The sequence below is a fragment of the Burkholderia sp. Bp8991 genome, from assembly GCF_003853795.1.
Taxonomy (GTDB): Bacteria; Pseudomonadota; Gammaproteobacteria; order Burkholderiales; family Burkholderiaceae; genus Burkholderia.
Genome location: NZ_QTQJ01000027.1, coordinates 44262 through 68990, shown reverse-complemented (window position 1 = coordinate 68990; position 24729 = coordinate 44262). Strand labels below are relative to the sequence as shown.

The following is a 24729-nucleotide window of genomic DNA, read 5'->3' as shown; positions in this document are numbered from 1 at the left end:
CATTACGGGCAGGGCCCCCCCTGCCGATCAACGTTTCAGCCCACGGCCGTCAGGCGAGCGCCTTCCCCTGGTTCTCGTAGACGAAATCGACGATCTGCCCCATCGCCTTGAAATCGCCGCTGCGGAAATTGGCCGGCAGCGGCGGCAGCGCGTAGCGCGCGGTGATGCGCTGGATGATCTCGGTCTGCTTGACCGAATCGATGCCGAGCTCGGCTTCGAGCTCGATCGTTTCGGAGAACACCTCGGCCGGATACTCCATCGCTTGCGCGTAGATATCGACGAGCTCCGTGAACAGCCGCTCGCGCGGCACGTGGGCGGGCTTCGCCGGGGCGAGCGGCTCGTGCGGCGCCGACGGCGCCGGCACCGCCGTCAGGGTCGGCGCGGCCACGGCCACGGCTGCCAGGCGCGGCGCGGACGCGCCGCGCGGCTCGGCCTGCGGTGCCAATGCGGCGAGCGTCGGTGCCGCGACCGGCGCGGCGCCGGCCGGCGCCGTGCTCGCCGCATCGAACGCGTGACGCAGCTCGCCCTTGAGCCAGTCGACGATGTGCGGTCCGCGCGCATGCCAGAACGCGTCGAACCCGGAGCCGGCGTTGCCGATGCGAATATCGTCCTTCATGATGCTGTCCTCCTGGAAATAACGGGTGATGGTCGTGACGACGCTCGATTCCTCGGTCGCGTTCGACGGGCCGCCGAACGTCCTGACCGTGCCGGGCCCCGCGATGCGCACGACGATGCGCGCCAACGCGTTGAGCGCGCCGCATTCGACGTAGCGCCCGATGCCGTCCGCGCACGCCGCGCGAATCGCATCGGCGAACCGCACCGGCAGCACGAAATGCGACGCGAGCCGCGCGCCCGGATCGTCGGCGCCGCTGTAGCGGCGGCCGAGGATCGGCGAATACACCGGAATCGCGAGCGGGCCGTGCCGATACGCGGCGAGCCGCGCGGCGAACTGTTCGCGCGCGCCGGCCAGATCGGGGTGATGAAATCCATACGGAGACCTGAGCGTCTGTGCGGTCACGCCGCGTGCCGAGCATGCCGCGACGAAGCGCTCCAGCGCGTCGCGCGGGCCGGACACGACGGTCTGCGACGGATGGTTCTCGACCGCGACGCACACGTTGCGCACCGCGTGCGTGACGGCGCTCGCGTCGATCAGCTCGCGCGTCGCGTCGGCACCCGTCGAGATCGCGGCCATCGTCCCGTCGGCCGGCGCCGCCGCCTGCAACGACGCAATCCGGTCGCAGACGATCCGCGCGCCCTGCTCGATCGAATACATGCCGCCGCACACCAGCGCCGCGATCTCGCCGAAGCTGTGTCCGATCAGCACGTCGGGCGTCACGCCGTGCTCGCGCAGCACGCCGAACATCCCGACCGACGCGCCGTAAATCCCGAGCTGCAGCAAATCGGGCGCTTCGTGCAGCCAGACGTCGAGCCCGGCATCGTCACGCCACAGCGCACCCGTCAGCGGGCGGCCGAGGCGCTCGCTCGCGACCGCGTCGAGCATGTCGAGCGTCAGCCGCACGCTCGAGTGTTCGCGGCCCAGCTGCCGCAGCGCGCCCGCATAAAACGCGCCCTGTCCCGGGAACAGGAACGCGCAGCCGCGCGCTTGCGCGCCGCTCGCGTCCGGCCCGGCGCCGTTCAGCCCGCGTCGTTCCATAATCCCAACCTCCCGAGGCTCTCGGCCAGTTTCAGTCTCGCGATCCGCCACTTCGACACCGCGAGCACACGCTGCCGGCGCGCATCCGCGAGCGCCGACTGCGCGTTCAGCAATTCCGTGAACGTGCCGACGCCGGCCTTGTAGCGCCCACGTGCGATGTCGAGCGAATGCAGCGCGGTATCGAGCAGATGCCGCGAGTTGTCCAGGTTCGTCGTATCGGTCTGCAGGCTCTGGTAGCTCTTCCATACGTCGAGCGACACCTTCAGTTCGGTATTGCGCACGTCGGCTTCCTGTGCGTCCGCTTGCGCCTTCGCTTGCGCGACCCGGTAGCCCGACGCGAACCCTTCGAACAGCGGAATCGAGACCTGGATGCCGATCGAGTTGCTGTGACTGCTCCGCAACTGGAGAAACGACGCCTGCTGCTGGTAGGACGGGTTGTTGCGCGCAACGCTGCCCGTCAGCGAAATCGTCGGCAACGACTGCGCGCGCACCGCCCGCACCTCGTCGTGCGCCGCTTCGAGCTTTTCGCGCGCCGCGATCAGCTTCGGGTGATGGCGCTTCGCTTCGGCGATCAGGTCGGCGACACCGCGCGTGAAGTCGTCGCGATCGGGCGACGGTTCCGCGTCGGCGATGCGCAGCGGCGTATCGGCGTCGGCGCCCAGCGTCGTCGCGAGCGTGCCGATCGCGCTCTGCAGGTCGCCCTCCGCGCTCACGCGATCGAGCAGCGCCTTGCGGTAGGTGGTCTGCGCCTGCAATGCGTCGCCGAGCGTGCCCGCGCCGCCGTCGTGCCGCGCGCTCGCCTCGGCGAGGCTCTCCTGCGCCGCGTGCTCGACCGCCTGCGCGGCGGCGAGTGCCGCCTGCGCGTCGCGCAGCGCATAGAACGCCTGCGCCGCGTCGTAGAAGACACTCTGCAGCGCATCGTCGTGCGCCGCGTTGGCCGCGCGCAGCAGCGCGCGCGCACGGTCGAGCGTCGCGCCGCGCTTGCCGAAATCGAACAGCACCCAGCTCAGGTTGAGCATGCCGTAGCGGCTGGTGCTGCGCTGGTCCTGCGAATAGCCGCCGCTGTAGTTCGTCGTCAGGTTGTCGCGCTCGACACCCGCCGTCGCGTTGAGCGTCGGCCAGTACGCGGCCTTCGACACGCCGACCTCGGCCGCCGCCGCGCGCGCATCCGACCATGTCCGGCTCAGTTGCGGATGCGAGCAGATCGCCAGCAGGATCGCGTCCTCGAGCGCGAGCGGCCGCGCGTCGACAGGCTGTGCGCCGCACGCGGTGGCCGACGCCATCGACCCGGCCGGCGTGGCCGCGACGTCATTGCGCGTGCCGTACACGTCGAGCAGCTGCGCGCGTGCCGGCGGCGCGGACACCGCGAGCGCGACGACGGCCAGCACGGTAGCGAGGGGACGCTTCATCGCTCAGCGCCCCGCGACCGGTTCCGCCGCACCGGCGTCGTGCGTCGCCGGCTGCGGCGCGACGGGTGCAGCGGCGGACGTCCTTGCCGCCATCGCCGCGCGCATCGCGGCGGTCGACTGGTCGAGCACGACCTTGCCGCCCTGCAGCATGATGACGCGCTGCGCGGACGCGATCGTCTCCGGCCGGTGCGCGACGATCAGCCGCGTCATCGCGAGCTGCGTGACGGCCGCGTTGACCTGCATCTCACGCTGGATGTCGAGATGGCTCGTCGCTTCGTCGAGCACAAGAATGCCCGGCCGCTTGTACAGTGCACGCGCGAGCAGCACGCGCTGCTTCTGCCCGCCGGACAGCACCGTGCCCATGTCGCCGACCAGCGTGTTGTAGCCCATCGGCATCGCGGCGATGTCGTCGTGCACGGCCGCGACGCGCGCGCATTCGGCGACCCAGCGCGGGTCCGCGTCCGGATCGAAGAAACTGATGTTGTCCGCGATCGAGCCCGCGAACAACACGTCGTCCTGCAGCACCGTGCCGACCAGCGCGCGCAGCCGCTCGATGCCGAGCCGGCCGACGTCGAGCCCGCCGATCCGCACCGTGCCGCCCGTCGGTTCGTGGATGCCGAGCAGCACGCCGATCAGCGTCGTCTTGCCGCAACCCGACGGCCCGACGATCGCGACCGACTCGCCCGCCGCGATCGTCGCGCTCACGCCGTCCAGCACGAGCGGCTCGCCGTCCGCGTAGCGAAACGACAGCGCGTCGATCTCGATGCTCGCGTCGAGCGCGTCGGCCTCGCCCGGCACGTTGCGCAGGCTCGCGTCCGGCTCGCTTGCCGCGAACACGATGTCGGCCAGCCGTTCGCCCTGGAGCTGCAGCATCCTGACTTCGAAGTACTTGTCGATCAGGCTGCCGACCCGGCTGTCGAACTGGTTCTTGTACGCGTTGAACGCCATCAGCACGCCGACCGTGAACTGGCCGTCCATCACCATGCGCGCGCCGAGCCAGATGATCAGCACGTTCTCGATGCCGAACAGCAGGCCGTTGAGCTGCTGGTAGAAGATCTGCAGCTTCTGCACGTGCAGGCTCGCATTGACCTGCTCGACCAGCAGCGTGATCCAGCTCGCGCGGCGCTCCGTCTGGCGGTTGAACAGCTTGATCGTCTTCACGCCGCGCACCGTTTCGAGGAAATGGCTCTGCTGCTTGGCCGCGTGCACGATCTGGTCCTCGGTCGCACGCCGCAGCGGGCCGTACCACAGCCACCGGACGAGCGCGTACAGCGCCATCGTCGCCAGCGCGACCAGGCCCAGCACGCGGCTGTACACGAACATCATCGCGAGCGTCACGATCGTCATCAGCCCGTCGATCACCGCGCCGAGAAACGACGTGGTCAGCGTCTGCTGGATCGTGTCGATCGAACCGAAGCGCGACACGACGTCGCCGAGATGACGCCGCTCGTAGTAGCGCACCGGCAGGCTCAGCAGGTGCGTGAACACGTTCGCGCGCCACTGGATGTTCAGCGTGACGCCGACGTACATCAGCGCCCACGCGCGAATCGTGCCGGTCGCCTGCTGCATCAGCAGCAACAGGCCGAAGCCGAGCGCCAGCACCGTCAGCAGGTCGCGATCGGCGCTGACGATCACCTCGTCGATCACCCACTGCAGGAAGAACGGCTGCACCAGCATGAAGACTTCGAGCGCGATCGCGAGCGCGAGGATCTGCGCGAGCGAGCGCGACAGCCCCGACACCGGGCCGAGCAGCTCGCGCAGCTTCACCGCCGGCCGCGCCGCGCGCGGCGCGAACCCGGCGGCCGGCCACAGTTCGAGCGCGACGCCGGTGAAGGCGCGCGACACTTCGGCGAGCGGCACCTTGCGGATGCCGTGCGACGGGTCATGAATCGTAGCGGTCTTGCCGCTCACGTCCTTCAGCACCACGAAGTGGTTGAAATTCCAGTGCAGCAGGCACGGCAGGCGAAGCTGGCCGAGCTGCGCCAGGTCGAGCTTCACCGCGCGCGTGCCGAGCGCGAGGCGCTGCGCGACCTCGATCACGCGCCCGAGCCCCGCGCCCTTCAGCGAAACGGGGAATTGCCCGCGCAGCGTCGCGAGATCCACGTGATGGCCGTGATAGCCGGCCACCATCGCGAGACACGCGAGCCCGCATTCCGCGGCCTCCGTCTGCAGGATCATCGGCAGCTGGCGGCCGAGGCCGAACGAGAGTCGATCGAGTAGTGCCATGCGCGACCTCGTCAGAGTTTGCCGGTCAGGCTGTAAAGCGGCTCCAGCACCCATTCGTACAGGCGCCTGCGCTCCTGCAGGATGTCTGCCTGCAGCGTCATGCCCGCCTGCAACGGTTGCTGCGCGCCATACGCGGTGACGTGCTGCGCATCGAGCGCGACGATCACGCGATAGAAGGTCGCGTCGCGCCCCTCGCCCGGCGTCGCCGCCGGGCCGCCGTCGTTCGCGAGTTCGGCCGCCGACAGCGCCGTGCGCGCGATCGACACGACCTCGGCGCGATACTGGCCGAATTTCTGGTACGGAAATGCCTGGTAGCGGACCAGCACCGGCTCGCCGACCCGCACGAAACCGATCGCCGTGCTCGGCACGAACAGGTGCGCCTGCCAGCGCGCGCCGCCGGGCACCACGCTCGCGAGCGGCCTAGACGTATCGACCGACTGACCGACGTCGGCGATCGCCGCCGTCACGACGCCCGCTTCCGGCGCGGCGACGACGATCCGGCGCTTCGCCTCGCTTTCGATCAGGTTCTGGTCGACGTCGATCACGTTGCGGTCGATCTGAGCGAGCTGGTTCTGCTGCTTGAGGTCGAGGCCGGCCAACTGGTTGTTCGCTTCCGTCAGCGACTGCGCCGTCGACGCACGCTCGCGCAGCAGCCCGTTCAGCTTCGACTGCTGGTCGAGCAGGTCGGCTTCGCGCTGCTGCGCCTGATCCTTCGAGATGTAGTCCTGGGCCAGCAGGCCGCGATAGCGTTTCGCGCCGTCGGCCGCGATCGACGTGCGCAACCGCTGCGCCGCGAGCTGATCGTCGATCTGCGCAAGCTCGCCGCCCAGGCTCGCGATCTTCGCGCGCACCGTTGCGCGTTCGTCCTGCTGCAGGCTGCGTGTCTTGTGCATTTCCGTGAGCAGCGATGCCTTGCGTTGCCGCGCCTGCTCGATCAGCGCGGCTTGCGTCGCGCCTTGCGCCGCGCTCTGCAGGTCGGTGGACACCGTATAGAGCGTCTGCCCGCGTGCGACGTGCTGCCCTTCCTTCACGTCGCGCTCGACGACGATCCCCGGCTGCAGCGCATAGACCTTCACCAGCCCCGCATCCGGCATCACGACGCCGCTGACCGTCGTGCGACGCGTGTAGGTGCCGAACGTGAAGAACAGCAGCACGCACGCGGCCATCGCGACCGCGGCGGCCGCCAGCAGCGTCAGCGACACGGGGCGCACCAGCACGATCTCGCCCAGCGCGCCGGCGCGCTGCGCCTTTTGTGCTTCGTGCCGGAAGATAGAAGTCGGGTTCGTCAAGATACGGGATGACTGACTGTCAATTGGGTTCGACGGGATGCGTTCCGGTTGCCCGGGAAGATCGCCGCGGCACCCCGCTCCGGTGCCGCGGCGGCCCCGCGATTCACGCGATGGCGGCGCAACGCGCGCCATCGCACGGAAATCGCGTCCGGCTTACGCGTGCTGACCGCCCAGCAGGCCGAGCAGTGCGTTGCCCGTGCCTACGACAGCCGTCGTCAGCGCTTCGCCGACGTTGTAGAGCGTCTGGCCGTACAGCTCGACCACGTTGCCCAGCGTGTCGAAAATCGAGCCGCCGCCGTAGTAGCCGCCGGAAACTTGTGCGATTTCCTGCTGATTCAGTTCTTGCATTGCGTTTCTCCAGATTGAGAATGCTAGATAACCCATCTAGCGGGGCATCGAACCACGCCGCGAATCGCGACGCAGATCAATACGTTAAATATGTTAAATTTATGAACGAAACGACTCCATCTCTCGTTTATTTTTCACCGATCATTCCAGCCAGATGGCGTGCGACGTCCCATCGGGTCGAATATCGCGATGAATTCTTTCGCAACGCCCTCACGTTCGATCAGCATTCGACAAACCGGCTGTTTGTCGATATGCAATTAATCCTCGCGCCGCCCGGCATCCGGTTCGACGACTTCAACCTGCAGACGAGCAGACACCCCATGCGTGGACCTCACGGCACCATGCACGTCGCGGAACAAAAGAATGAAAACGCGAATGAATACTTGCCCGATAATCAGCAAAAATCAGATATGCAACGATTACCAGCCGCCCAAATCAACCCTCAAGAAATGATTGAGCCGCGTCAGGTTTTGCTCAATGAATTTCTTACAAAAAATGAATTCACGGGCCAATGATCCGACACTTTCCGGCCCCTCTTTGTACGATACCGCACCATCGGGCAAACCCGATGTCGGAGGGCTATTTATTCTATTTTCGGGTGGAATTCGGGACGTAAATGTCGAGATTGAATTCCCGCAGTTGATGCCGGAAAGCGATTGTCGTGGCGGCCGATCGGCCCGATGGAATCCGTCGAATTGATATGCAAACAGAGTGCATGAACGGGCCGCACGCAACGGCGGGCGCGCGGGCGAATATACGCACCGGGCCTTGCGGACGGCCCGGCGCGCAGCACGGCATCACGCCGCTTTCGGCTTCGCGAGCTGGTCCGCGACGGGCAGGCTGCGGATGCGCGTGCCCGTCGCCGCGAAGATCGCGTTGGTCAGCGCCGGTGCGACCGGCGGCAGCCCCGGCTCGCCGACGCCGCCGAGCGGCGTCGCATAGTCGTCCGGTGTCCGCGGCATCGATCAAGCAGGGATCGGTGTGGCGTCCGCGAATGCGGAACGTGTATGGCTGTCAGTATCCGTGGCCGACGCTGTGCCGCGGAAGGGCTATTCCGCGAAAACACTTTGGCATCCGGGGGACATTCGCATTTTCTGCAGAATGTGCAACGCACCGGGAGCGCACGTGTATCCCGTGACGCGACAGGAGAAACGGCAGATCTTCGCGAACGCCGTGCTCGCGGTCTGCTTCAGCAGGTACTTGCGCTGCGACGACAGCGGCGTCTCGCCCAACCAGCACGGGGCCGCCGACTCGATCCTGCCCATGTAGCCGCGAAAGTCGTCGGCCGAGCAGCCATCCTGGCGTGCTGCCCACAACCATTTCGATCCAACCTAAGACGCTTCCATCCGTGGATCGATGATGTACACCATTACGATCCATGAGCAGCCCCGCTCGCCACCTACCAGTGCGGGCGCGATGCTGCGATGGCAGAGGTAAGATGCGGCCTGACAAAGAGGACGACTATGAACCATTCAGAAGAATACGAAGCGCGTCTGCGCGCCCTTGGCGACGTTGTGACTGCCCACGCGCACGGCGAAGCACTGATCCACGCCGCTTTCATGGATTACAGTGGGATCGACGCCGACAGGCTACGCATCATTCAAGAGCACGGGCAAGTGAAGATCGGTCACATGCCGCGCATCATCAAGGCGTTTATCGAACACTTCCCATCAGATGATCCAGATGCCGACGAATCCGTGCGTAATTCGTTGACTGAATTCGACAAACTTACTCAGCAACGCAACAAGTTCGTGCATTGGCAATGGGGCACAGGTGCAGAGGGGCTGCCGTCCATCAGCAACTTCGTCAAGCAGCGGGTTGGCGGAGAATTCGCAACGCAATCCTTCAGTCTCGAAGAACTGCGCACGCTGGCGGATCGCCTGCGAAACGTTACGGCCGTGCTAGCTATCAACTTGCCGTCGTCACGCGCTTCGATCCCGAAGGACATCCGCGATGCGTTCGCTGGCTTTGCCAAGTCAACCAAATGACGTTGGCCCAGACGGACATTATCCGTCGGACAAAGGCACACGCGGGCGCACGGGGGCGCACGGGGGCGAGCGGGCGGCGTAAGTCCGCGCAGAAATCCCCGTCAATTTTGGCGCGGCAGTTTGGTGGATCGGCGGCATAATTGAGAACATTAGCATTGCGATTCCCCGTGGGGGGAGGGCCGTAGATTTCGACCGCGCCGAGCAAGGCCATTAATAGGCATACCGTGTGCCACGCTAACCAAAAACAAGACAAGGCTGTCAAATGATAATCAAACAATGCACAACGTTTCGAGCTACCGACGTAGCCAAATACGCATGGGGCCGCCTCGCCCAATTTCAAAACGTTGAGGTAGTCACTCGGGAAATAATGGGGTTACACGCGCTTCCAGAACGGCATCGAGCGAATGCGAAGAAGCAGGCAATTCAAATCCGACAATGTCTAATGCAAGCACGGGAATACTACGAGGCTGCACAAACTGTGAGCCTCGCAACGCGGCCAGTGTTGTTGTACTACTCCGTTATGTCTCTAGCGTTATGTGAAATTCTGTTCAAGCAAAATGCGGATAGCCGCCTGGAAAAACTGCGAGAGCTTCACGGTTGTCATGGCCTCCAGCTATCGATCACTGGAACCATATCCTCCGAGATGAGTCTTGAGGAATCCGCGTCCACATTGAAAGCTAAGCCACAAACTGCCCCGGATGGATCGGCCCGAGGCACATTTGAGGTTTGGCGTCGGTCTAGCCGCGAACAACCAGTCATAGGAACGCTAACTCGGATCTTTCGCAGTAATGGCACGCAAACACATGGCCCGGCAGCACTCATGGGCGGGACCGACGCCGAACCGGATCCAATTCCGCTCAGGGGGATCAACCTCCTCGAAGTACTGCAAGGCCTACCAGAAATGATAGAAATACTCGTAGCATACGGCGTCTCACCGACACTGATTCGAGCAACATGCAGTGCAGAGCTAGAGGAGAATTCGAACGAACCAGAAATAACCATTACTGCTCATCCATCACGAAGCGAAGCAATGGACGCCTTTACAAATTTGATAACATTTGGGCCACGGGGACTTCACCACGTCAATGTAATAGAGTTTCAGAACGGCTTTAGCTTGAAATTTCCACTGACGCCATACTTACCAGTTCAGCTTCCGTGGGCCATATGCACCGATGTCGACAACGCATGGTTCTCGACTCGCGCAAGCTCACTCAACGAGTATGGGTTAATCTACATCGCATTACATATTACCGGAAACTTCGCCCGATATTTTCCAGACAAATGGTTAAATCATATCGAAACAAGCTCCCCTCTCGCATTGACTATCGACAGACTAACTGAAGTCGCATTTGAACGCGCACCACTTCTTGCTGCAAGCGAGTTGACACGATGCTATCTTGTCCCCGCAAAATAGCGAATTGCAGTGATGGACTTGATGTTCAGACTCCGCTGGATCACGCTCCGAACTCGCGACCTTCAATCAAGGTAGACGCTTGATGCCGCGCAGGGGGCCAACCATAGCAACTCGGCCGGACTGGATTCACGCACTGCATTGCTGTAGTACCCACTCGTCGGTTGTAGCCGGTAGAATCCCGCCACACTCTCGCCACAGCGGGAGTGGATTTTGACCTCAACCAAGCGGCGTGAGTGAAATTGTAAGCGCTTGAATAAGCGAGGAATTCTGGCCCGCCCTACACGATTCGAACGTGTGACCTACGGCTTAGAAGGCCGTTGCTCTATCCAACTGAGCTAAGGGCGGTCGAGGGGAAAAGACACGGCGACAAAACCCGGACCGCATTTCACGCGAAAGGCTTCGAGCACCACCACCACAACCCAAAACTCGAAGCCCCGAAACGAAACGGGCCCGGCATGAAGCCGAGCCCGAAATTATACCCGATCATCGCGTCACATCACGCGCGACGCGCGACCGGCGGCACCGCGCCCCTCAAACCGGCTGCGGATGCAGCATGAACCACCCGAGGCAAAACACCCCGGCAATCACGCAATACACGCCGAACGAAGCCAGGCGCCCGCGCCCTTCGAAATAGCGCATCAGGAACCGTACGCTCAGATAAGCCGCGATCGCCGTCAGCACGCCGCCGAGCAGCGCATCGGCGAGCTGGTCGCGCGCATGGAACAGCTTCGGCAGTTCGAGCACGCCCGCGGCAAAAATGATCGGCGTGCCGAGCAGGAACGAAAACTCCGCGGCCTTCTCCGCCGTCAGCCCGGCCACGTTGCCGGCGATCATCGTCAGCCCGCTGCGCGAGAAACCCGGAATCAGCGCGCCGATCTGCGCCAGGCCCACGAAGAACGCCTGCTTGAACGTCATCTTCTCGGGCGGTTGATGCGCACGGCTGCGCTGGATCCGGTCGCCGATCCACAGCAGCACGCCGTTGATGATCAGCGCGATCGCGACGATCCGCAGGTCGTGGAACACGCGCTCGATGCGCTTCTCGAGCAGCAGGCCGACGATCCCGGTCGGGATCGTGCCGATGATCAGCGCCCACATCAGGTGCCCGTCGTCGTTCTTGCGGCCGCCGAGCTGCGCGAAGAAGCCGCTGATCAGCGCGATCCAGCGTGCACGGAAATACCACAGCAGCGCGAGCGCGGTGCCGAGGTGCAGCGCGACGAGGAACGGCAGCAACTGCGGCGCATGCTTGTCGATGTGCATGCCGAACAGCGCGGGCACGAGCAGCGTGTGGCCGAGACTGCTGACGGGGAAGAGTTCGGTAACGCCCTGCAGGACGCTCAGGAATACCAGAAACCAGAGACTCACGCGTCGGTCCTTTTGGTGATGATCAGTCGGGAAGAAGAGCGGACGACGCAACGCGCGTCCGAAAAAAACGCGCCCCGATTATGCCCAGCCAAGATTACCGCGCCAAGGCATTTGGCAGCTTATTGCGGCAATGCACACAAACGCTTGCAATTTGTAAGCACGCAGAAAGCAAAAAGCCCGCCATTTGCATGGCGGGCCTTGCGATTCCGGCAGAAATTGCCGTCAGCGGCCGAGCTGATAGAAAAACAATACCGTGCTGCCGGTGAACATGCCGAACAGTGCGATTCCCATTGCCATTGCCAGATCCATGGCCCCCTCCACGAAGTGTCATGACCCGGCAACATCACCGGTTTAGAGGCATTATCCAGACCGTCGGCAGGTTGAAAAACTCGCAATTTCCCCGAGAAGGGTTTTCCCCGACCGCCTCGCAACCCGATAATGGAGCGCGCCATCGCGCACCCCGCCCACCCGTTCATACCGATTCGCCATGCCGATCTTCCAGCAGCACGACATTCATGAACTCCACGCCGGCCCGTCGCTCGTCCGGGTCGCCCCGCAATTCGGCGGCCGCCTGCTGTCGTGGCACGTCGACGGCGAGCCGGTCATCTTCTGGCCGGACGCGGCCGACTGGAGCAACCTCGCGCGCGTGCGCGGCGGCAATCCGCTGCTGTTTCCGTTCCTCGGCCGCCATCGCGTCGACGGTGAACTGGGCCGCTGGCGCGATGCCGCCGGCGTGGTCCGCGACCTGCCGATGCACGGCTTCGCGCGCGACCTGCCGTTCGCGGCACGGCCGTCGGCCGACGGCGCCGCGCTGTCGATGACGCTCGACGCGAACGACGCGCTGCGCGACAGCTATCCGTTCGATTTCCGGTTCGAGACGACCTACCGGCTCGCCGATGCGCACACGCTCGACGTCGCACTCACCACGACCAATCGCGGCGACACGCCGCTGCCCTACTACGCGGGCCATCATTTCTATTTCGCGCTGCCGCACGGCGAACGTGCAGAAACCACGCTCGAGCTGCCGCCGACGCGCCGCTGCATGCAGCGCGCCGACGGCTCGATCAGCCCGCTCGAGCCCGGCGCAGCGTCGTACAACCTCGGCGATCCGGACATCCTCGACCGCTTCCACTGTCTCGACGGCGCGCCGTCCGCGCCGGTACGCATCGTGATGCCGGGCCGCCGCCGCACGATCGAGATCGCGCTCGACGTACCGGGCTCGATCCCGTGGTACGCAGTCACGACCTGGACGGAAAAACCGGAATCGGACTTCTACTGCGTCGAGCCTTGGCTCGGCCTGCCAGACGCGATCCACAACGGCCTCGGGCTGCGCACGCTCGCGCCGGGCGCGACGGAAACGGCCACGCTGCGGATTCGCGTGCTGCCGCTCGCCGGCTGACACCGGCCGCGCCGAACCGGTGCGCGCCGGCCGCGCCCGCGGCCCGAAACTGCGGTGCGCGGGTCGAACCCGTTAAAATCGGACGTTTTGTATCGCCTGCCGCGTCGCGCGCGGCAGGGTTTTGCGAGGTTCAATGATCGGAACAACAACGAAGCGGCTCTTCGCGGCCGCCTGCGCCGCGCTGCTCGTCGCGTGCGGCTCCGCTCCCGTCGGCCCGGGTTACTACCGCGTCGAGCGCGGCGACACGCTCTACAAGATCGCGCGCGAGAATCGCACGTCGACGGCCAACATCGTGCGCTGGAACCAGATCACGAACCCCGACGCGATCGAAGTCGGCCAGGTGCTGCGGGTCGCGCCGCCGCCCGGCACGACGACGGCGTCGACCACCGGCACCGGCAGCGCGGGCCGCAGCCGCCCCGCGCCTTCCGCGCCGGTCGAATCGGCGGTCAAGCCGGCCACCAGCATCGCACTGATCTGGCCGGCCGCCGGCAACGTGGTGCGCAGCTTCGACGGCTCGAAATCCAAGGGCATCGATATCGCGAACGCTGCGGGCACGCCGGTGCTGGCCGCCGCGCCGGGCACCGTCGTCTATGCGGGCAACGGATTGCGCGGCTACGGCAACCTGATCATCCTCAAGCACAACGCCGATTACCTGACGGCCTACGCGCACAACCGCGCGCTGCTCGTGAAGGAAGGCCAGCCGGTCACGCAGGGGCAGACGATCGCGGAGATGGGCAACAGCGACAGCGATCGCACCGCGCTGCACTTCGAGCTGCGCTACGGTGGCCGCTCGATCGATCCGGCACGCTACCTGCCGGCGCGCTGAGCGCGCCAGCGTCGACGGCAGACGACGGACGACACGCGATGCCGGCACGCATCGCATGTCGTCGCGAGGGAGAACGGGAAGGTTGTGTCAGCGCTTGCGCAGACGGCCGGTGAACCGGCCGGACAGCGGATCGACACGGCTGGCGAACGCCACCAGCGCCCCGATTCCGAAGAGGCTGAACCCCGCAGCTATCAGAAGCAAATCCATGGTCATATCACTGTTTTGTCGTGATCTTATGCGTCATGACGGAATCGTGCACTGAGCCGCACCCGTTGCACGAGTCCGCACATTCCCTATCTATCAGACGCCATTGTGGTTTCGGTCGCGTGAAATGCCGATGTAATCTATCGACCGATGCCGACGATCGACGCCAAGGAGACTCGCATGCTGCCCGCCGCCGACCGCTACGACGACCTGCTCGCCCGCTTCCGGTGGGACGTTCCGGCCCGTTACAACATCGGCGTGGACGTCTGCGACAAGTGGGCCGACGGCAGCGGACGGCTCGCGCTGATCCACGAAACGGCGCAAGGCGACGTGTCGCGCCTCACGTTCGACGACCTGAAGAATGCTTCTAACCGTTTCGCGAACAGCCTCGCGCGGGCAGGTTTGCAACGCGGCGACCGGATCGCGATCTTCCTCGCACAGGGTCCGGAAACAGCGATCGCGCATCTCGCCGCGTACAAGCTCGGCGCGATCGCGGTGCCGCTGTTCACGCTGTTCGGCGCCGACGCACTCGAATACCGGCTCGCGAACAGCGAAGCCGCCGCGCTCGTCACCGACGCAGCCGGTTACGCGAAGATCGCGTCGCTGCGCGCGCAACTGCCGATGCTGCGCACGTGCTACTGCATCGGCGACGATGCACCCGACGCCCCCGGCGTGCAGCGCTTCGACGCCGCGCTCGCCGCCGAATCGCCGGACTTCGTGCCGGCGGACACCGCGGCCGACGATCCGGCGGTGATCATCTACACGTCCGGGACGACCGGCAAGCCGAAAGGCGCGCTCCATGCGCATCGCGTGCTGCTGGGCCATCTGCCGGGCGTCGAGATGTCGCAGCAATGCTTCCCGCGCGACGCACGCCTGTTCTGGACGCCCGCCGACTGGGCATGGATCGGCGGGCTGCTCGACGTGCTGCTGCCGTCATGGCATCACGGCGTGCCCGTGCTGGCGCGCCGCTTCGAGAAGTTCGACGGCGAAGCCGCGTTCGCGCTGATGGCGCGGCACGGCGTGACCCACGCGTTCCTGCCGCCCACCGCGCTGAAGCTGATGCGCGCGGTGCCGGCGCCGCGCGAGCGCCACGCGCTGGCGCTGAAATCGGTCGCGAGCGGTGGAGAATCCCTCGGCGCCGGGCTGACGGCCTGGGGGCGCGACGCGCTCGGCGTGACGATCAACGAGTTCTACGGACAGACCGAATGCAACATGGTGCTGTCGTCGTGCGCGGCGCTGTTCGATGCGCAGCCCGGTGCGATCGGCAAGGCCGTGCCCGGCCACGTGGTCGCGATCGTCGACGAGCACGGCATGCCGCTGCCGCCCGGCGTCGAGGGGCGCATCGCGGTGCGCCGCCCCGACCCGGTGATGTTTATCGAATACTGGCGCAATCCCGCCGCCACGCGCGACAAGTTCGCGGGCGACTACCTGCTCACCGGCGACACCGGCACGATCGACGCCGACGGCTTCGTGCGCTTCGTCGGCCGCGACGACGACGTGATCACGAGCGCCGGCTACCGGATCGGCCCGGGGCCGATCGAGGACTGCCTGCTCACGCATCCGGCGGTACGCATGGCGGCCGTCGTCGGCGTGCCCGACCCGACGCGCACCGAGATCGTCAAGGCGTTCGTCGTGCTGAACCCCGGCCACGTCTGCGACGATGCGCTCGTGCAGGCGCTGCAGGCGCACGTGCGCACGCGCCTGGCCGCGCACGAGTACCCGCGCGCGATCGCGTTCGTCGACGGCCTGCCGATGACGCCGACCGGCAAGATCGTGCGGCGCGCGTTGCGCGACGCTTGATACGGTCGTGGCCGTACCGGGCGGCCGGCCGCGCGCCCGGATGGTTTATAGTGGCGCCACGCAGTCTTTCCAGCACACAACCGATGTCCTCCGACCAACACGAATCCGCCGCGGGCGCGTCGCACAGCCCGCTTTACGCCAAACTCCTCGGCGAAACCGCCAAGATCGACTGGTGCGATCTCGAGCGCTTCTTCGCACAGGGCAAGCTGCTATCGGTTGCACGCGATCTCGATCTCGTGAGCGTCGCGGAAGCGATCGCCGGCGACGACGCGCAACAGGTCACGCGCTGGCTGTCGTCCGGCCTCGTCGCACGCATGCCGGCGGAAACCGCCGCCGACTTCGCGGCGCGCAATCCGGAGCTGTGGGCGGTCGTCGTGTCGCCGTGGGTCTGCGTGCAGGAACGCGCCTGACGCGTTCGCCATGTCCGAATCCGCATTACCGCACGGGGCCGGCACCGGGTCGGCCGCCGTCTCGCACCGGCGCGTCCTTGCGCTCGCCTTCCCGATCGTCCTCGCGAACCTGACCCAGCCGATCCTCGGCGCGGTCGACACGGCCGTCGCCGGCCACCTCGACGGCGCCCAGTATCTCGGCGGCGTCGCACTCGGCGGGCTGTTCTTCAATTTCGTGTTCTGGGGCTTCGGCTTCCTGCGCATGGGCACGACCGGCCTCGTCGCGCAGGCGCACGGCGCCGGCGACGCCGCCGGCATCCGGCTGAACGTGCTGCGCGCGCTGATCGTCGCGTTCGCGCTCGGCACCGCCGTGCTCGCGCTGCAGGTGCCGCTGCTGTCGTTCGCGCTGACCGCGCTGGGCGGCAGCGAGGCCGTGCGCACGACGGCGCTGGCCTATGGCCACGCACGGATCTGGAGCGCGCCGTTCGCGCTCGCCAACTACGTCGTGCTCGGCTACCTGCTCGGCGTGCAACGCGTACGGCTCGCGCTCGTCGCGCAGGTCTTCATCAACGCGGTGAATATCGGGGCCGTGCTGCTCTACGTGTACGGCTTCGGCTGGGGCATCGCCGGAATCGGTGCGGCGACCGCGACCGCCGACGCATGCGGCTTCGCGCTCGGCGCCTGGATGCTGTGGCGGCTGCGGCCGCGCGGCCTCGCGCCACTGGCCGCGCGGGCGCTCGCGGACCGTACGGCACTCAAGCGGCTGATCGCGCTCAATCGCGACATCTTCCTGCGCACGCTGTGCCTGCTCGGCGCGTTCGGCTGGTTCGCGCATCTCGGCGCCAGACAGGGCGACGCGACGCTCGCGGCCAACGCACTGCTACTGAATTTCCAGACCTTCATGGCCTATGGACTCGACGGTTTCGCGCATGCGGCCGAGGCGCTCGTCGGCGCCGCCGCCGGCGCGCGCGACCGCGCCGCCTTCCGGCAGGCCGTGCGCGTCACGCTGCTGTGGTCCGCGCTCGGCGCGCTGCTGTTCGCGCTCGTCTACTGGGTCGCGGGCGGCTGGATCGTCGCGCGGCTGACCGACCAGGCCGAAATCCGCGCGGTCGCGCTGCGCTACCTGCCCTGGGCGGCAGTCTCGCCGATCGTGTCCGTGTGGGGATTCCTGCTCGACGGCGTGTTCATCGGCGCGACGCAGACGCAATCGCTGATGCGTGCGATGGTCGCGTCGTTCGCGATCTTCATCGCCGCGACGCTGGCGGCCGTCGGCCCGTTCGGCAATCACGGGCTGTGGTTCGCGCTGCTGCTGTTCATGGTCGCGCGCGGCGCGACGCTCGCGCGCTACCTGCCGGCGCTGACGCGGCGAATCGGCGCCGACGCAGCCGCGGCCGGCACCTGACGGCCGCGAAGGCCTGCCGCCATCGTCACTGCACGGCTGCGGGTGCCGACGGCGCCGGCTCGCCGAGCATCGACGGCGGCGTCATGTCGGTCGGCACACCGTGGTAATCGGCCGGATCTTGTGGCGGGTGGCCGCGACGGGCCTGGCGGGGATCGCTGGCACAGCCGGCAAGAATGGACGCGGCCAGCACGGCCAGCATGAAACGGGTCATCGGGAAGGCTCCGTAAAACGGCGCGCCCATCGCGCGCCAGGACCGCGCCGAGTCTAGCGGAATTCCGGGTTAGGGATCGTCCCGCGCGTGTCCTAATATGAATCCATGGCGCTGTGCCGTTGAAAGGAGGCAGCCATGTCGTCTGAAGAGATTGCCGGCCTGATCGGCCTGTTCATCGGCCTGATGGTGCTCGTCGCCCTGTCCTATTTCGAGTCGCGCGAATACAAGCGCAACCATGGCGGCGAAGGGATGATCCATCACTGGATGGCCGAACACCATCTGCTCGACTGGCGGCGCAAGCACTAGGCAAGCCCGCCGTGTCGTCCGGGCCGCCGCGCGCGGGGCCCGCTCCGAACGTGCACCCACCCGCACGGTGGTCGGCGCATATCGCTCGAATTAACAGGGTCTGATAAGACAACATCCTCGGAATGGTCGAACGCCATCGCGCGACAACCTGCCGCGCGACGGCGTTCGCTTGCGCGCGCCTGGAGCAGCGCGCCGCGATCGGGATGGCTCAGCCCAGGAAGTGCCGGGCGTAGCGGGCGTTGATGTCCGACAGCCGGAACAGCGTGAGGAAGTCCGCGCAGTTGAAATCGGGATCCCACGCCGGCGCGCCGCAAATCTTCGCGCCGAGACGCAGATAGCCCTTGATCAGCGGCGGCGGCGCGACGACGGTGCCCGTCTGCAGTTCGTCGACCGGCAGCGCCGTATGCGGGAACGCACGGTATTCCGGCGCCGTCAGCGCGTTCGCCGGCAGCGACTGATACAGGTTCGCCGCGTAATGGCCGCCGTCGGCCATCGATACGCTCGCGCAGCCGAGCATCGTCTCGTAGCCGTTTTGCATCATGTATGCGCCGAGACCGCCCCACAGCGCCATGATGACGGCGCCGCTGCGGTAGTCGCTGTGCACGCACGAGCGGCCGACCTCGACCATCTTGCCGCGCAGGTGCGTGAGGCGCGACAGGTCGAATTCGCCCTCGGCATACAGGCGGCCGACCCGAGCGGCCTCGTGCGGCGGCAGCACGCGGTACGTACCGACCACCTTCAGCGTGTCGAGATCGCGCACCAGCAGATGGTCGCAGTAGGCATCGAACGGATCGACGTCGAGACCGGACGGACCGCTGACCTGCGCGCCCATCTCTTCGGCGAACACGGTGTAGCGCAGGCGTTGGGCCTCGCGCAGTTCGTCTTCCGTGCGCGCCCAGGCGGCACGCAGACGGTACTCGGATGTGACGGTTTCAGCAGCGCGCGGCAGGTGGCGCCGCGTCGTGTCGAGGGGAAGCGAGGCAAAAGGGAGCGTAGGCGTCGGCAGTTCTCGCATTAGGCTTTCCTGATCGTAAGGAATAGGACGACATGCCAGCCAATGTAGTAACCGGTCGTTACCGTTCTGTGGCACGACCGTGTCCTTTCAATGACGTGTCGCCGAATTGACTTTAGCAGAAAGCTTGCGAAACCGTATGATCAAAGCCCGCAAACCCCTTCAGGCCAGCTCCGGCGTCAGTACCGCGCGCAGTACGGCCTGATGGTTGCCGTCGCGCGTGCGGCTCGTGAGCCACACGATGCCGCCCTTCTTGATGCTCCAGCTGTCGTCGTTGCCGGCCATCAATTGCGCCGCGACGCTGCCGAGCGTCGGCTGGTGTCCGACGATCACGACCGTCGGCGCGATGCCGTCCGGCCAGCCGGCGGCGGCCAGCACGTCGTCGACGCTACCGCCCGGCGCGAGCGCATCGACGGTCCGGTACTGGTCGGTCAGCGCCTCGACCGTCTGCACGGTGCGCGCCGCCGGGCTCGCGAGGATCACGCTGTTCGACTCGAGCCGGCTGCGCAGCCATTTGGCCATGGCCTGCGCTTCCTTGCGCCCGCGGGCCGTCAACTGGCGTGCGAGGTCGTTTGCCGCGTAGTCTTCGGCTTCGGCGTGGCGCCACAGGATCAGGTTCATCATGATGTCTCCTTCCATGCTTCGACGAATGGTTCGGCCGACCACCCGCGGGCCGGACGATCACACTTCGAATTGTCGCCAATCGTGAGCGGTTCGTGATGATGTGCGCCGTATGCAAAACGTGATTGACCCGGCCACCCATTAGACGATAGAATCTTTGGCTCGTCGGAGCGTAGCGCAGCCTGGTAGCGCATCTGATTTGGGATCAGAGGGTCGAAGGTTCGAATCCTTTCGCTCCGACCACGATACACGATAAGGGTTGCAAGCCATCGCGCTTGCAGCCCTTTTTCGTTTGCTCCGCCGTGCGCCTTCTCAACCGCTGCCGCCCCATGCAGAGCCCGCGCACGAATCTTGCGGGAACACGCGATAATGTCCGCGACCCAACCCGCAACCGCGCATGAAAAACCAAGTTTTCAAGACCGCCCTGCTCGGCGCGCTGCTCGCAATCGGCGCATTCGGCACCCTCGGCGCGTCCGGCGCCGCGTCGGCCAAGTCGCTCGACGACGCGCTCGACTGCCATTCGAACGGCCACAAGTTCGTCGCGCCGCTGCTCGCGGCCGGCGACATCCAGTCAGAGCCGATGCACGTCGAAGCGAATTCGGTGAACGCGTTCCGCACGAACCATCCGCTGACCGCCTACGGCTTCGGCGTCTACGTCGTGCTCGGCTACCAGGCGAACGATCCGATCTTCCAGCCGGGCGACGGCACGCCGATCGGCAAATGGGCGTACGGCGTCGTGGTACGCGGCACGAAGAGTGCAGTCGAACAGGCCGTTCGCAATGCCGGCAGCGACGCCACCGTCAAGCAGGCGTTCCCGTTCCTGACCGCGATCGTATGCTCCGACTGAGCACGCCGCGAGGCAAGCGGCGCGAGGGCTCCGCGCCCTCGGTAGCGTCTCGTTACGCGCCCGTATAAACCACGCGATACGGAATCCCGACCTTCTCCCACTCGGCCGCTTCCTGGCTGAGGCTGTAGTCGGTCAACGGGTTCTGCTCGACCCATGCGCTCGGCAGGCGCACTTCATACCCGCCCTTCTTCATCTGCGACACGGAAATGTCCGGCAGCCCGGCATCGGTCCGGCGCCGGCACAGCAGCGCGGCGAGCCGCAGGCAAAACAGCAGCGGCCATTCGACGTCGCGCGCCTGCGACAGCTTGCCGAGCTTGCCCGCATGCCCGAGCACAAGCGCGGCAAGGCGCGCCTGGTCGGTGCGCGAGAAGCCCGGCATGTCGGCGTTGCTGGCGATATACGCGGAATGCTTGTGATACGAGCTGTGCGAGATCGACAGGCCGATCTCGTGCAGCGCGGCGGCCCAGCCGAGGAACATCCGGCCTTCCTCGCGCGCTTCTTCGTCGTCGGACGCCTCGAGCTCGTCGTAGAACCGCACCGCCAGTGCGGCGATCCGCTCGGCCTGCGCGCGATCGACGCCGTAGCGGCGCGTGAAACCCTCGACGGTCACCGCACGCATGTCCTCGTGCTGGGCCCGGCCGAGCAGGTCGTACAGCACGCCGAGACGCAGCGCGCCGTCGGTGGTGTCGACGTAGTCGACACCCAGTTCCTCGAATACCGCGAGCATGATCGCGAGGCCGCCGGCAAGCACCGGCACGCGATCGGGCTTCAGCGCGATCAGCTTCAGCCGGTTCACGTTCTCGGCCTTGATCAGCGCGCGCTTCAGGCGTTCGAGCCCGCCGCGCGAAATGCCGTGCGTGATGCCGGCGTCGTTGAAGCCGTTCGCCTCGACGAGCTCCGCGAGCGCACGCGCGGTGCCCGACGAACCGATCGCCTGGTCCCATCCGGCCTTCTTGTACTCGCTGGAAATGATCTGGATCTCGCGCTTGGCCGCGAGTTCGGCCTGCCGCATCGTGTATTCGTCGACGTTGCCGGCCGGGAAGAACGCCCGGCTATGGCTCACGCAGCCGATGTAGAGGCTCTCCATCACGAGCGGCGTGTAGTGCGAGCCGATGATGAATTCGGTCGAGCCGCCGCCGATGTCGACGACGAGCCGCTTGCCCGCGCTCGCCGGCACCGAATGCGCGGCACCCGCATAGATCAGGCGCGCCTCTTCGCGACCCGCGATCACTTCTATCGGAAAACCGAGCGCCGCTTCGGCTTCGCCGAGGAATTCGCCCGCGTTCTTCGCGACGCGCAGCGTGTTGGTCGCCACCGCGCGCACATGATCGGGATGGAAATCGCGCAGGCGCTCGCCGAACCGCTTGAGCGCCTCCCAGCCACGTTCCTGCGACGCGCGATCGAGCATCTTGTCGCTCGACAGCCCCGCGGCCAGTCGAACCGGCTCGCGCAGCGCATCGACGGGATAGATCTGGCTGCCCGCCGGCGTTTCCTCGACGCGCCCGACGATCAGCCGGAAGCTGTTCGAGCCGAGATCCACGGCAGCCAGCAAGTGGGGGGATGTAACCATCAGAAGGGGGCTCCGTGCGCGTTCGCCCGCGGCAGCCGCTCCGGCCTCGCTGGACGATCAATCAAAGGCGATATTTTAAGCGTGGAACGCTTGCCATTGCCACGCTTCACGGGCATGTACTCGGGTAGAAAGTATATGGCCGAAACATTTATGAGACGAATCGGTTCAAGCGTAGAATTTCCCGATATAAATACATTATTGTCATCAGCACGTCATCGTACCGTGAGAGTTTCCGAGCGTCCTTTCGAATCATCGCCCGAATCACCCCCTACTCTGCCGATGTCCGTCCGCTATCCGCTTCTCAATCGTGAACTCGGCATCCTCGGCTTCAACGAGCGCGTGCTGGCCCAGGCAGCCGACCCGCACATTCCGTTGCTCGAGCGACTGCGCTTCATCTGCATCACCAGCAGCAACCTCGACGAGTTCTTCGAAGTCCGGATGGCCGGCCTCCAGGAACAGATCCGCGACAACCCGGGCGCCCTGACGCCCGACGGCATGTCGCTGCAGCACGCTTACGATCTCGTCGTCGAGCGCGCGCAGCGGCTCGTGCACCGCCAGTACACGATGCTGCACGAAACCGTGCTCCCCGCGCTCGAACAAGAAGGCATCTACTTCCACGCGAGCGACTCGTGGAACGACGAGCAGCTCGAATGGGCGCGTCGCTACTTCCTCGACGAACTGCTGCCGGTGCTGACGCCGATCGGCCTCGATCCCGCGCATCCGTTCCCGCGCGTGCTGAACAAGAGCCTGAACTTCGTCGTCGAGCTCGAAGGCCGCGACGCGTTCGGCCGCCAGGCGGTGATGGGCATCGTGCAGGCGCCGCGCGCGCTGCCGCGCGTCGTGCGCATGCCGCAGGCGCTGTCGGGCTTCGAGCACGGCTTCGTGCTGCTCAGCTCGTTCATGCAACGCTTCGTCGGCGAACTGTTCCCGCAACTGGTCGTGAAGAGCTGCAACCAGTTCCGCATCACGCGCAACAGCGAGCTGTTCGTCGACGAGGACGAAATCACCAACCTGCGCGTCGCGCTGCAGGGCGAACTGCCCGCGCGCCACCTCGGCAATGCGGTACGGCTCGAAGTGTCGGCCGATACGCCCACGCATATCGTGCGACGCCTGCTCGAGGAAAGCCTGCTCGGCGAGAAGGACTGCTACCGCGTGTCCGGCTCCGTGAACCTCGTGCGGCTGATGCAGATCCCCGATCTCGTCGATCGACCCGACCTGAAGTTCGCGCCGTTCACCGCATCGATCCCGCCCGCGATCGCGAACGCGCCGACGATGTTCGACGCGATCGACGACGGCGACATCCTGCTGCATCACCCGTACGAGAGCTTCCAGCCGGTGCTCGAACTGCTGCAGCAGGCCGCGAAGGACCCGAGCGTCGTCGCGATCAAGCAGACGATCTATCGCACCGGCACCGATTCGCCGCTGATGGACGCGCTGATGGAAGCCGCGCGCAACGGCAAGGAAGTGACCGTCGTCGTCGAGCTGCTCGCGCGCTTCGACGAGGAAACCAACATCAACTGGGCGTCGCAGCTCGAAGCCGTCGGCGCGCACGTCGTGTACGGCGTGGTCGGCCACAAGTGCCACGCGAAGATGATGCTGATCGTGCGGCGCGTCGTGCAGAACGGCAAGGCGTCGCTGCGCCGCTACGTGCACCTCGGCACCGGCAACTATCACCCGCGCACCGCCCGCCTCTACACCGACTTCGGGCTGATGACGGCCGACCAGAAGATCTGCGAGGACGTCCATCACGTGTTCCAGCAGCTGACCGGGATCGGCGGCGAGCTCACGCTGCACGAGCTGTGGCAGTCGCCGTTCACGCTGCATCCGCGCATCATCGAATCGATCCGCGCGGAGATCGACAATGCACGCGCCGGCAAGCGCGCGCGCGTGGTCGCGAAGATGAACGCGCTGCTGGAGCCGTCGGTGATCGCCGCGCTGTACGAAGCGTCGCAGGCCGGCGTGAAGGTCGACCTGATCGTGCGCGGCGTGTGCGCGCTGAAGCCCGGCGTGCCGGGGCTGTCGGACAACATCACCGTGCGCTCGATCGTCGGGCGCTTCCTCGAACACCACCGCATCTACTATTTCCACGCGGGCGGCGCCGAGGACGTGTATCTGTCGAGCGCCGACTGGATGGACCGCAACCTGTTCCGCCGCGTCGAAGTCGCGTTCCCGATCCGCGAGCGCAAGCTGAAGCGCCGCGTGATCGCCGAAGGGCTGTCGGTCTGTCTCGGCGACAACCAGTCGGCCTGGCAGATGCTCAGCGACGGCCACTACCGCCGGCGGCGCGCGGGCAAGACGATCCGCAATGCGCAACTCGGGCTGCTCGCGAAGTTCTGTTCGTAGACATACGGCGCGCGGTTTCGCGTGCCGCGTAACAAGCAAAAAAGCACAGTCCGAGGGCTGTGCTTTTTTCATTCCGCCGGGGTGCCGACGTGAGGCACCGCTTCGCGTG

22 protein-coding genes and 2 tRNA genes are annotated in these 24729 nt (G+C 65.9%); 12 read left to right on the top strand and 12 right to left on the bottom strand.

What is annotated here, in order from left to right; all coding sequences use genetic code 11:
* Positions 1–49: 49 nt before the first annotated feature.
* The 5 genes from DIE02_RS26440 to DIE02_RS26420 form a co-directional block, all read right to left on the bottom strand.
* Positions 50–1654 carry an acyltransferase domain-containing protein gene (locus tag DIE02_RS26440; protein WP_124529826.1) on the bottom strand — a complete coding sequence of 535 codons (1605 nt, stop codon included), beginning with the start codon at positions 1652–1654 and terminating at the stop codon, positions 50–52.
* Complete coding sequence (locus tag DIE02_RS26435) at positions 1636–3063, bottom strand: TolC family protein (RefSeq protein WP_124523484.1); 1428 nt, start codon at positions 3061–3063, stop codon at positions 1636–1638. Before DIE02_RS26435 ends, DIE02_RS26440 begins: the two co-directional genes overlap by 19 nt.
* Positions 3064–3066: 3 nt before the next feature.
* Positions 3067–5289 (bottom strand): peptidase domain-containing ABC transporter, encoded by a 2223-nt coding sequence (locus tag DIE02_RS26430; protein WP_124529824.1) that lies wholly within the window; start codon positions 5287–5289, stop codon positions 3067–3069.
* Between the two features lie 11 nt (positions 5290–5300).
* Positions 5301–6578, bottom strand: coding sequence for an HlyD family secretion protein (locus DIE02_RS26425; RefSeq protein WP_185702656.1), 1278 nt, complete (start codon positions 6576–6578; stop codon positions 5301–5303).
* Between the two features lie 153 nt (positions 6579–6731).
* Positions 6732–6926, bottom strand: coding sequence for a hypothetical protein (locus DIE02_RS26420; protein WP_044844870.1), 195 nt, complete (start codon positions 6924–6926; stop codon positions 6732–6734).
* A gap of 101 nt (positions 6927–7027) precedes the next feature.
* Here DIE02_RS26420 and DIE02_RS26415 point away from each other — a divergent pair, with 101 nt between their 5' ends.
* Positions 7028–7441 (top strand): hypothetical protein, encoded by a 414-nt coding sequence (locus DIE02_RS26415; RefSeq protein WP_124529820.1) that lies wholly within the window; start codon positions 7028–7030, stop codon positions 7439–7441.
* A 282-nt stretch (positions 7442–7723) separates the two neighbouring features.
* On the opposite strand, the gene DIE02_RS35660 is transcribed toward DIE02_RS26415, so the two are convergent.
* On the bottom strand, positions 7724–7888 hold the full coding sequence (locus DIE02_RS35660) for a hypothetical protein (RefSeq protein WP_185500370.1): 165 nt from the start codon (positions 7886–7888) through the stop codon (positions 7724–7726).
* A gap of 501 nt (positions 7889–8389) precedes the next feature.
* Between DIE02_RS35660 and DIE02_RS26405 the strand changes: the two genes are divergently transcribed.
* The gene (locus DIE02_RS26405; RefSeq protein ID WP_124529816.1) at positions 8390–8914 is read left to right on the top strand and encodes a hypothetical protein; all 525 of its coding nucleotides are present in this window, start codon (positions 8390–8392) and stop codon (positions 8912–8914) included.
* A gap of 262 nt (positions 8915–9176) precedes the next feature.
* The gene (locus tag DIE02_RS36495; RefSeq protein WP_124529814.1) at positions 9177–10328 is read left to right on the top strand and encodes a YaaC family protein; all 1152 of its coding nucleotides are present in this window, start codon (positions 9177–9179) and stop codon (positions 10326–10328) included.
* 268 nt (positions 10329–10596) lie between these two features.
* Here DIE02_RS36495 and DIE02_RS26395 read toward each other — a convergent pair.
* Positions 10597–10673: transfer RNA gene (locus DIE02_RS26395), tRNA-Arg, on the bottom strand.
* Between the two features lie 186 nt (positions 10674–10859).
* On the bottom strand, positions 10860–11690 hold the full coding sequence (locus tag DIE02_RS26390) for an undecaprenyl-diphosphate phosphatase (RefSeq protein ID WP_124487597.1): 831 nt from the start codon (positions 11688–11690) through the stop codon (positions 10860–10862).
* Between the two features lie 487 nt (positions 11691–12177).
* Here DIE02_RS26390 and DIE02_RS26385 point away from each other — a divergent pair, with 487 nt between their 5' ends.
* From DIE02_RS26385 to DIE02_RS26365, 5 genes are all read left to right on the top strand, one after another.
* Positions 12178–13089: an aldose epimerase gene (locus DIE02_RS26385; RefSeq protein WP_124529812.1), complete on the top strand. Its 912-nt coding sequence runs from the start codon at positions 12178–12180 to the stop codon at positions 13087–13089.
* Between the two features lie 133 nt (positions 13090–13222).
* Positions 13223–13915, top strand: a complete 693-nt coding sequence (locus DIE02_RS26380) for a peptidoglycan DD-metalloendopeptidase family protein (protein ID WP_124487595.1) — start codon at positions 13223–13225, stop codon at positions 13913–13915.
* 384 nt (positions 13916–14299) lie between these two features.
* Positions 14300–15919 (top strand): acyl-CoA synthetase, encoded by a 1620-nt coding sequence (locus DIE02_RS26375; protein WP_124529810.1) that lies wholly within the window; start codon positions 14300–14302, stop codon positions 15917–15919.
* Positions 15920–16002: 83 nt separating this feature from the next.
* Positions 16003–16329, top strand: coding sequence for a DUF2288 domain-containing protein (locus DIE02_RS26370; RefSeq protein ID WP_041491140.1), 327 nt, complete (start codon positions 16003–16005; stop codon positions 16327–16329).
* Positions 16330–16339: 10 nt separating this feature from the next.
* On the top strand, positions 16340–17710 hold the full coding sequence (locus DIE02_RS26365; protein WP_124487593.1) for an MATE family efflux transporter: 1371 nt from the start codon (positions 16340–16342) through the stop codon (positions 17708–17710).
* A gap of 25 nt (positions 17711–17735) precedes the next feature.
* Here the strand turns inward: DIE02_RS26365 and DIE02_RS26360 are convergent, their stop codons facing one another.
* Positions 17736–17921 (bottom strand): hypothetical protein, encoded by a 186-nt coding sequence (locus DIE02_RS26360; RefSeq protein WP_124487592.1) that lies wholly within the window; start codon positions 17919–17921, stop codon positions 17736–17738.
* A gap of 135 nt (positions 17922–18056) precedes the next feature.
* On the opposite strand from DIE02_RS26360, the gene DIE02_RS35655 reads away from it, so the two are divergent.
* Positions 18057–18227 carry a hypothetical protein gene (locus DIE02_RS35655; protein ID WP_014897413.1) on the top strand — a complete coding sequence of 57 codons (171 nt, stop codon included), beginning with the start codon at positions 18057–18059 and terminating at the stop codon, positions 18225–18227.
* A gap of 208 nt (positions 18228–18435) precedes the next feature.
* Here DIE02_RS35655 and DIE02_RS26355 read toward each other — a convergent pair whose 3' ends face one another.
* Positions 18436–19242, bottom strand: coding sequence for a GNAT family N-acetyltransferase (locus DIE02_RS26355; RefSeq protein ID WP_044844882.1), 807 nt, complete (start codon positions 19240–19242; stop codon positions 18436–18438).
* A 159-nt stretch (positions 19243–19401) separates the two neighbouring features.
* The gene (sixA, locus tag DIE02_RS26350) at positions 19402–19863 is read right to left on the bottom strand and encodes a phosphohistidine phosphatase SixA (protein ID WP_124523540.1); all 462 of its coding nucleotides are present in this window, start codon (positions 19861–19863) and stop codon (positions 19402–19404) included.
* Positions 19864–20026: 163 nt separating this feature from the next.
* Here sixA and DIE02_RS26345 point away from each other — a divergent pair.
* Positions 20027–20103, top strand: a tRNA-Pro gene (locus tag DIE02_RS26345).
* Positions 20104–20257: 154 nt separating this feature from the next.
* The gene (locus DIE02_RS26340; RefSeq protein ID WP_044844884.1) at positions 20258–20707 is read left to right on the top strand and encodes a hypothetical protein; all 450 of its coding nucleotides are present in this window, start codon (positions 20258–20260) and stop codon (positions 20705–20707) included.
* A 52-nt stretch (positions 20708–20759) separates the two neighbouring features.
* Here the strand turns inward: DIE02_RS26340 and ppx are convergent, their stop codons facing one another.
* A complete protein-coding gene (gene ppx / locus DIE02_RS26335; RefSeq protein ID WP_044844885.1) occupies positions 20760–22277 on the bottom strand; it encodes an exopolyphosphatase in 1518 nt (505 codons plus the stop codon).
* Positions 22278–22556: 279 nt separating this feature from the next.
* Here ppx and ppk1 point away from each other — a divergent pair, with 279 nt between their 5' ends.
* A complete protein-coding gene (ppk1, locus tag DIE02_RS26330) occupies positions 22557–24620 on the top strand; it encodes a polyphosphate kinase 1 (RefSeq protein WP_124523542.1) in 2064 nt (687 codons plus the stop codon).
* Positions 24621–24729 lie beyond the last annotated feature (109 nt).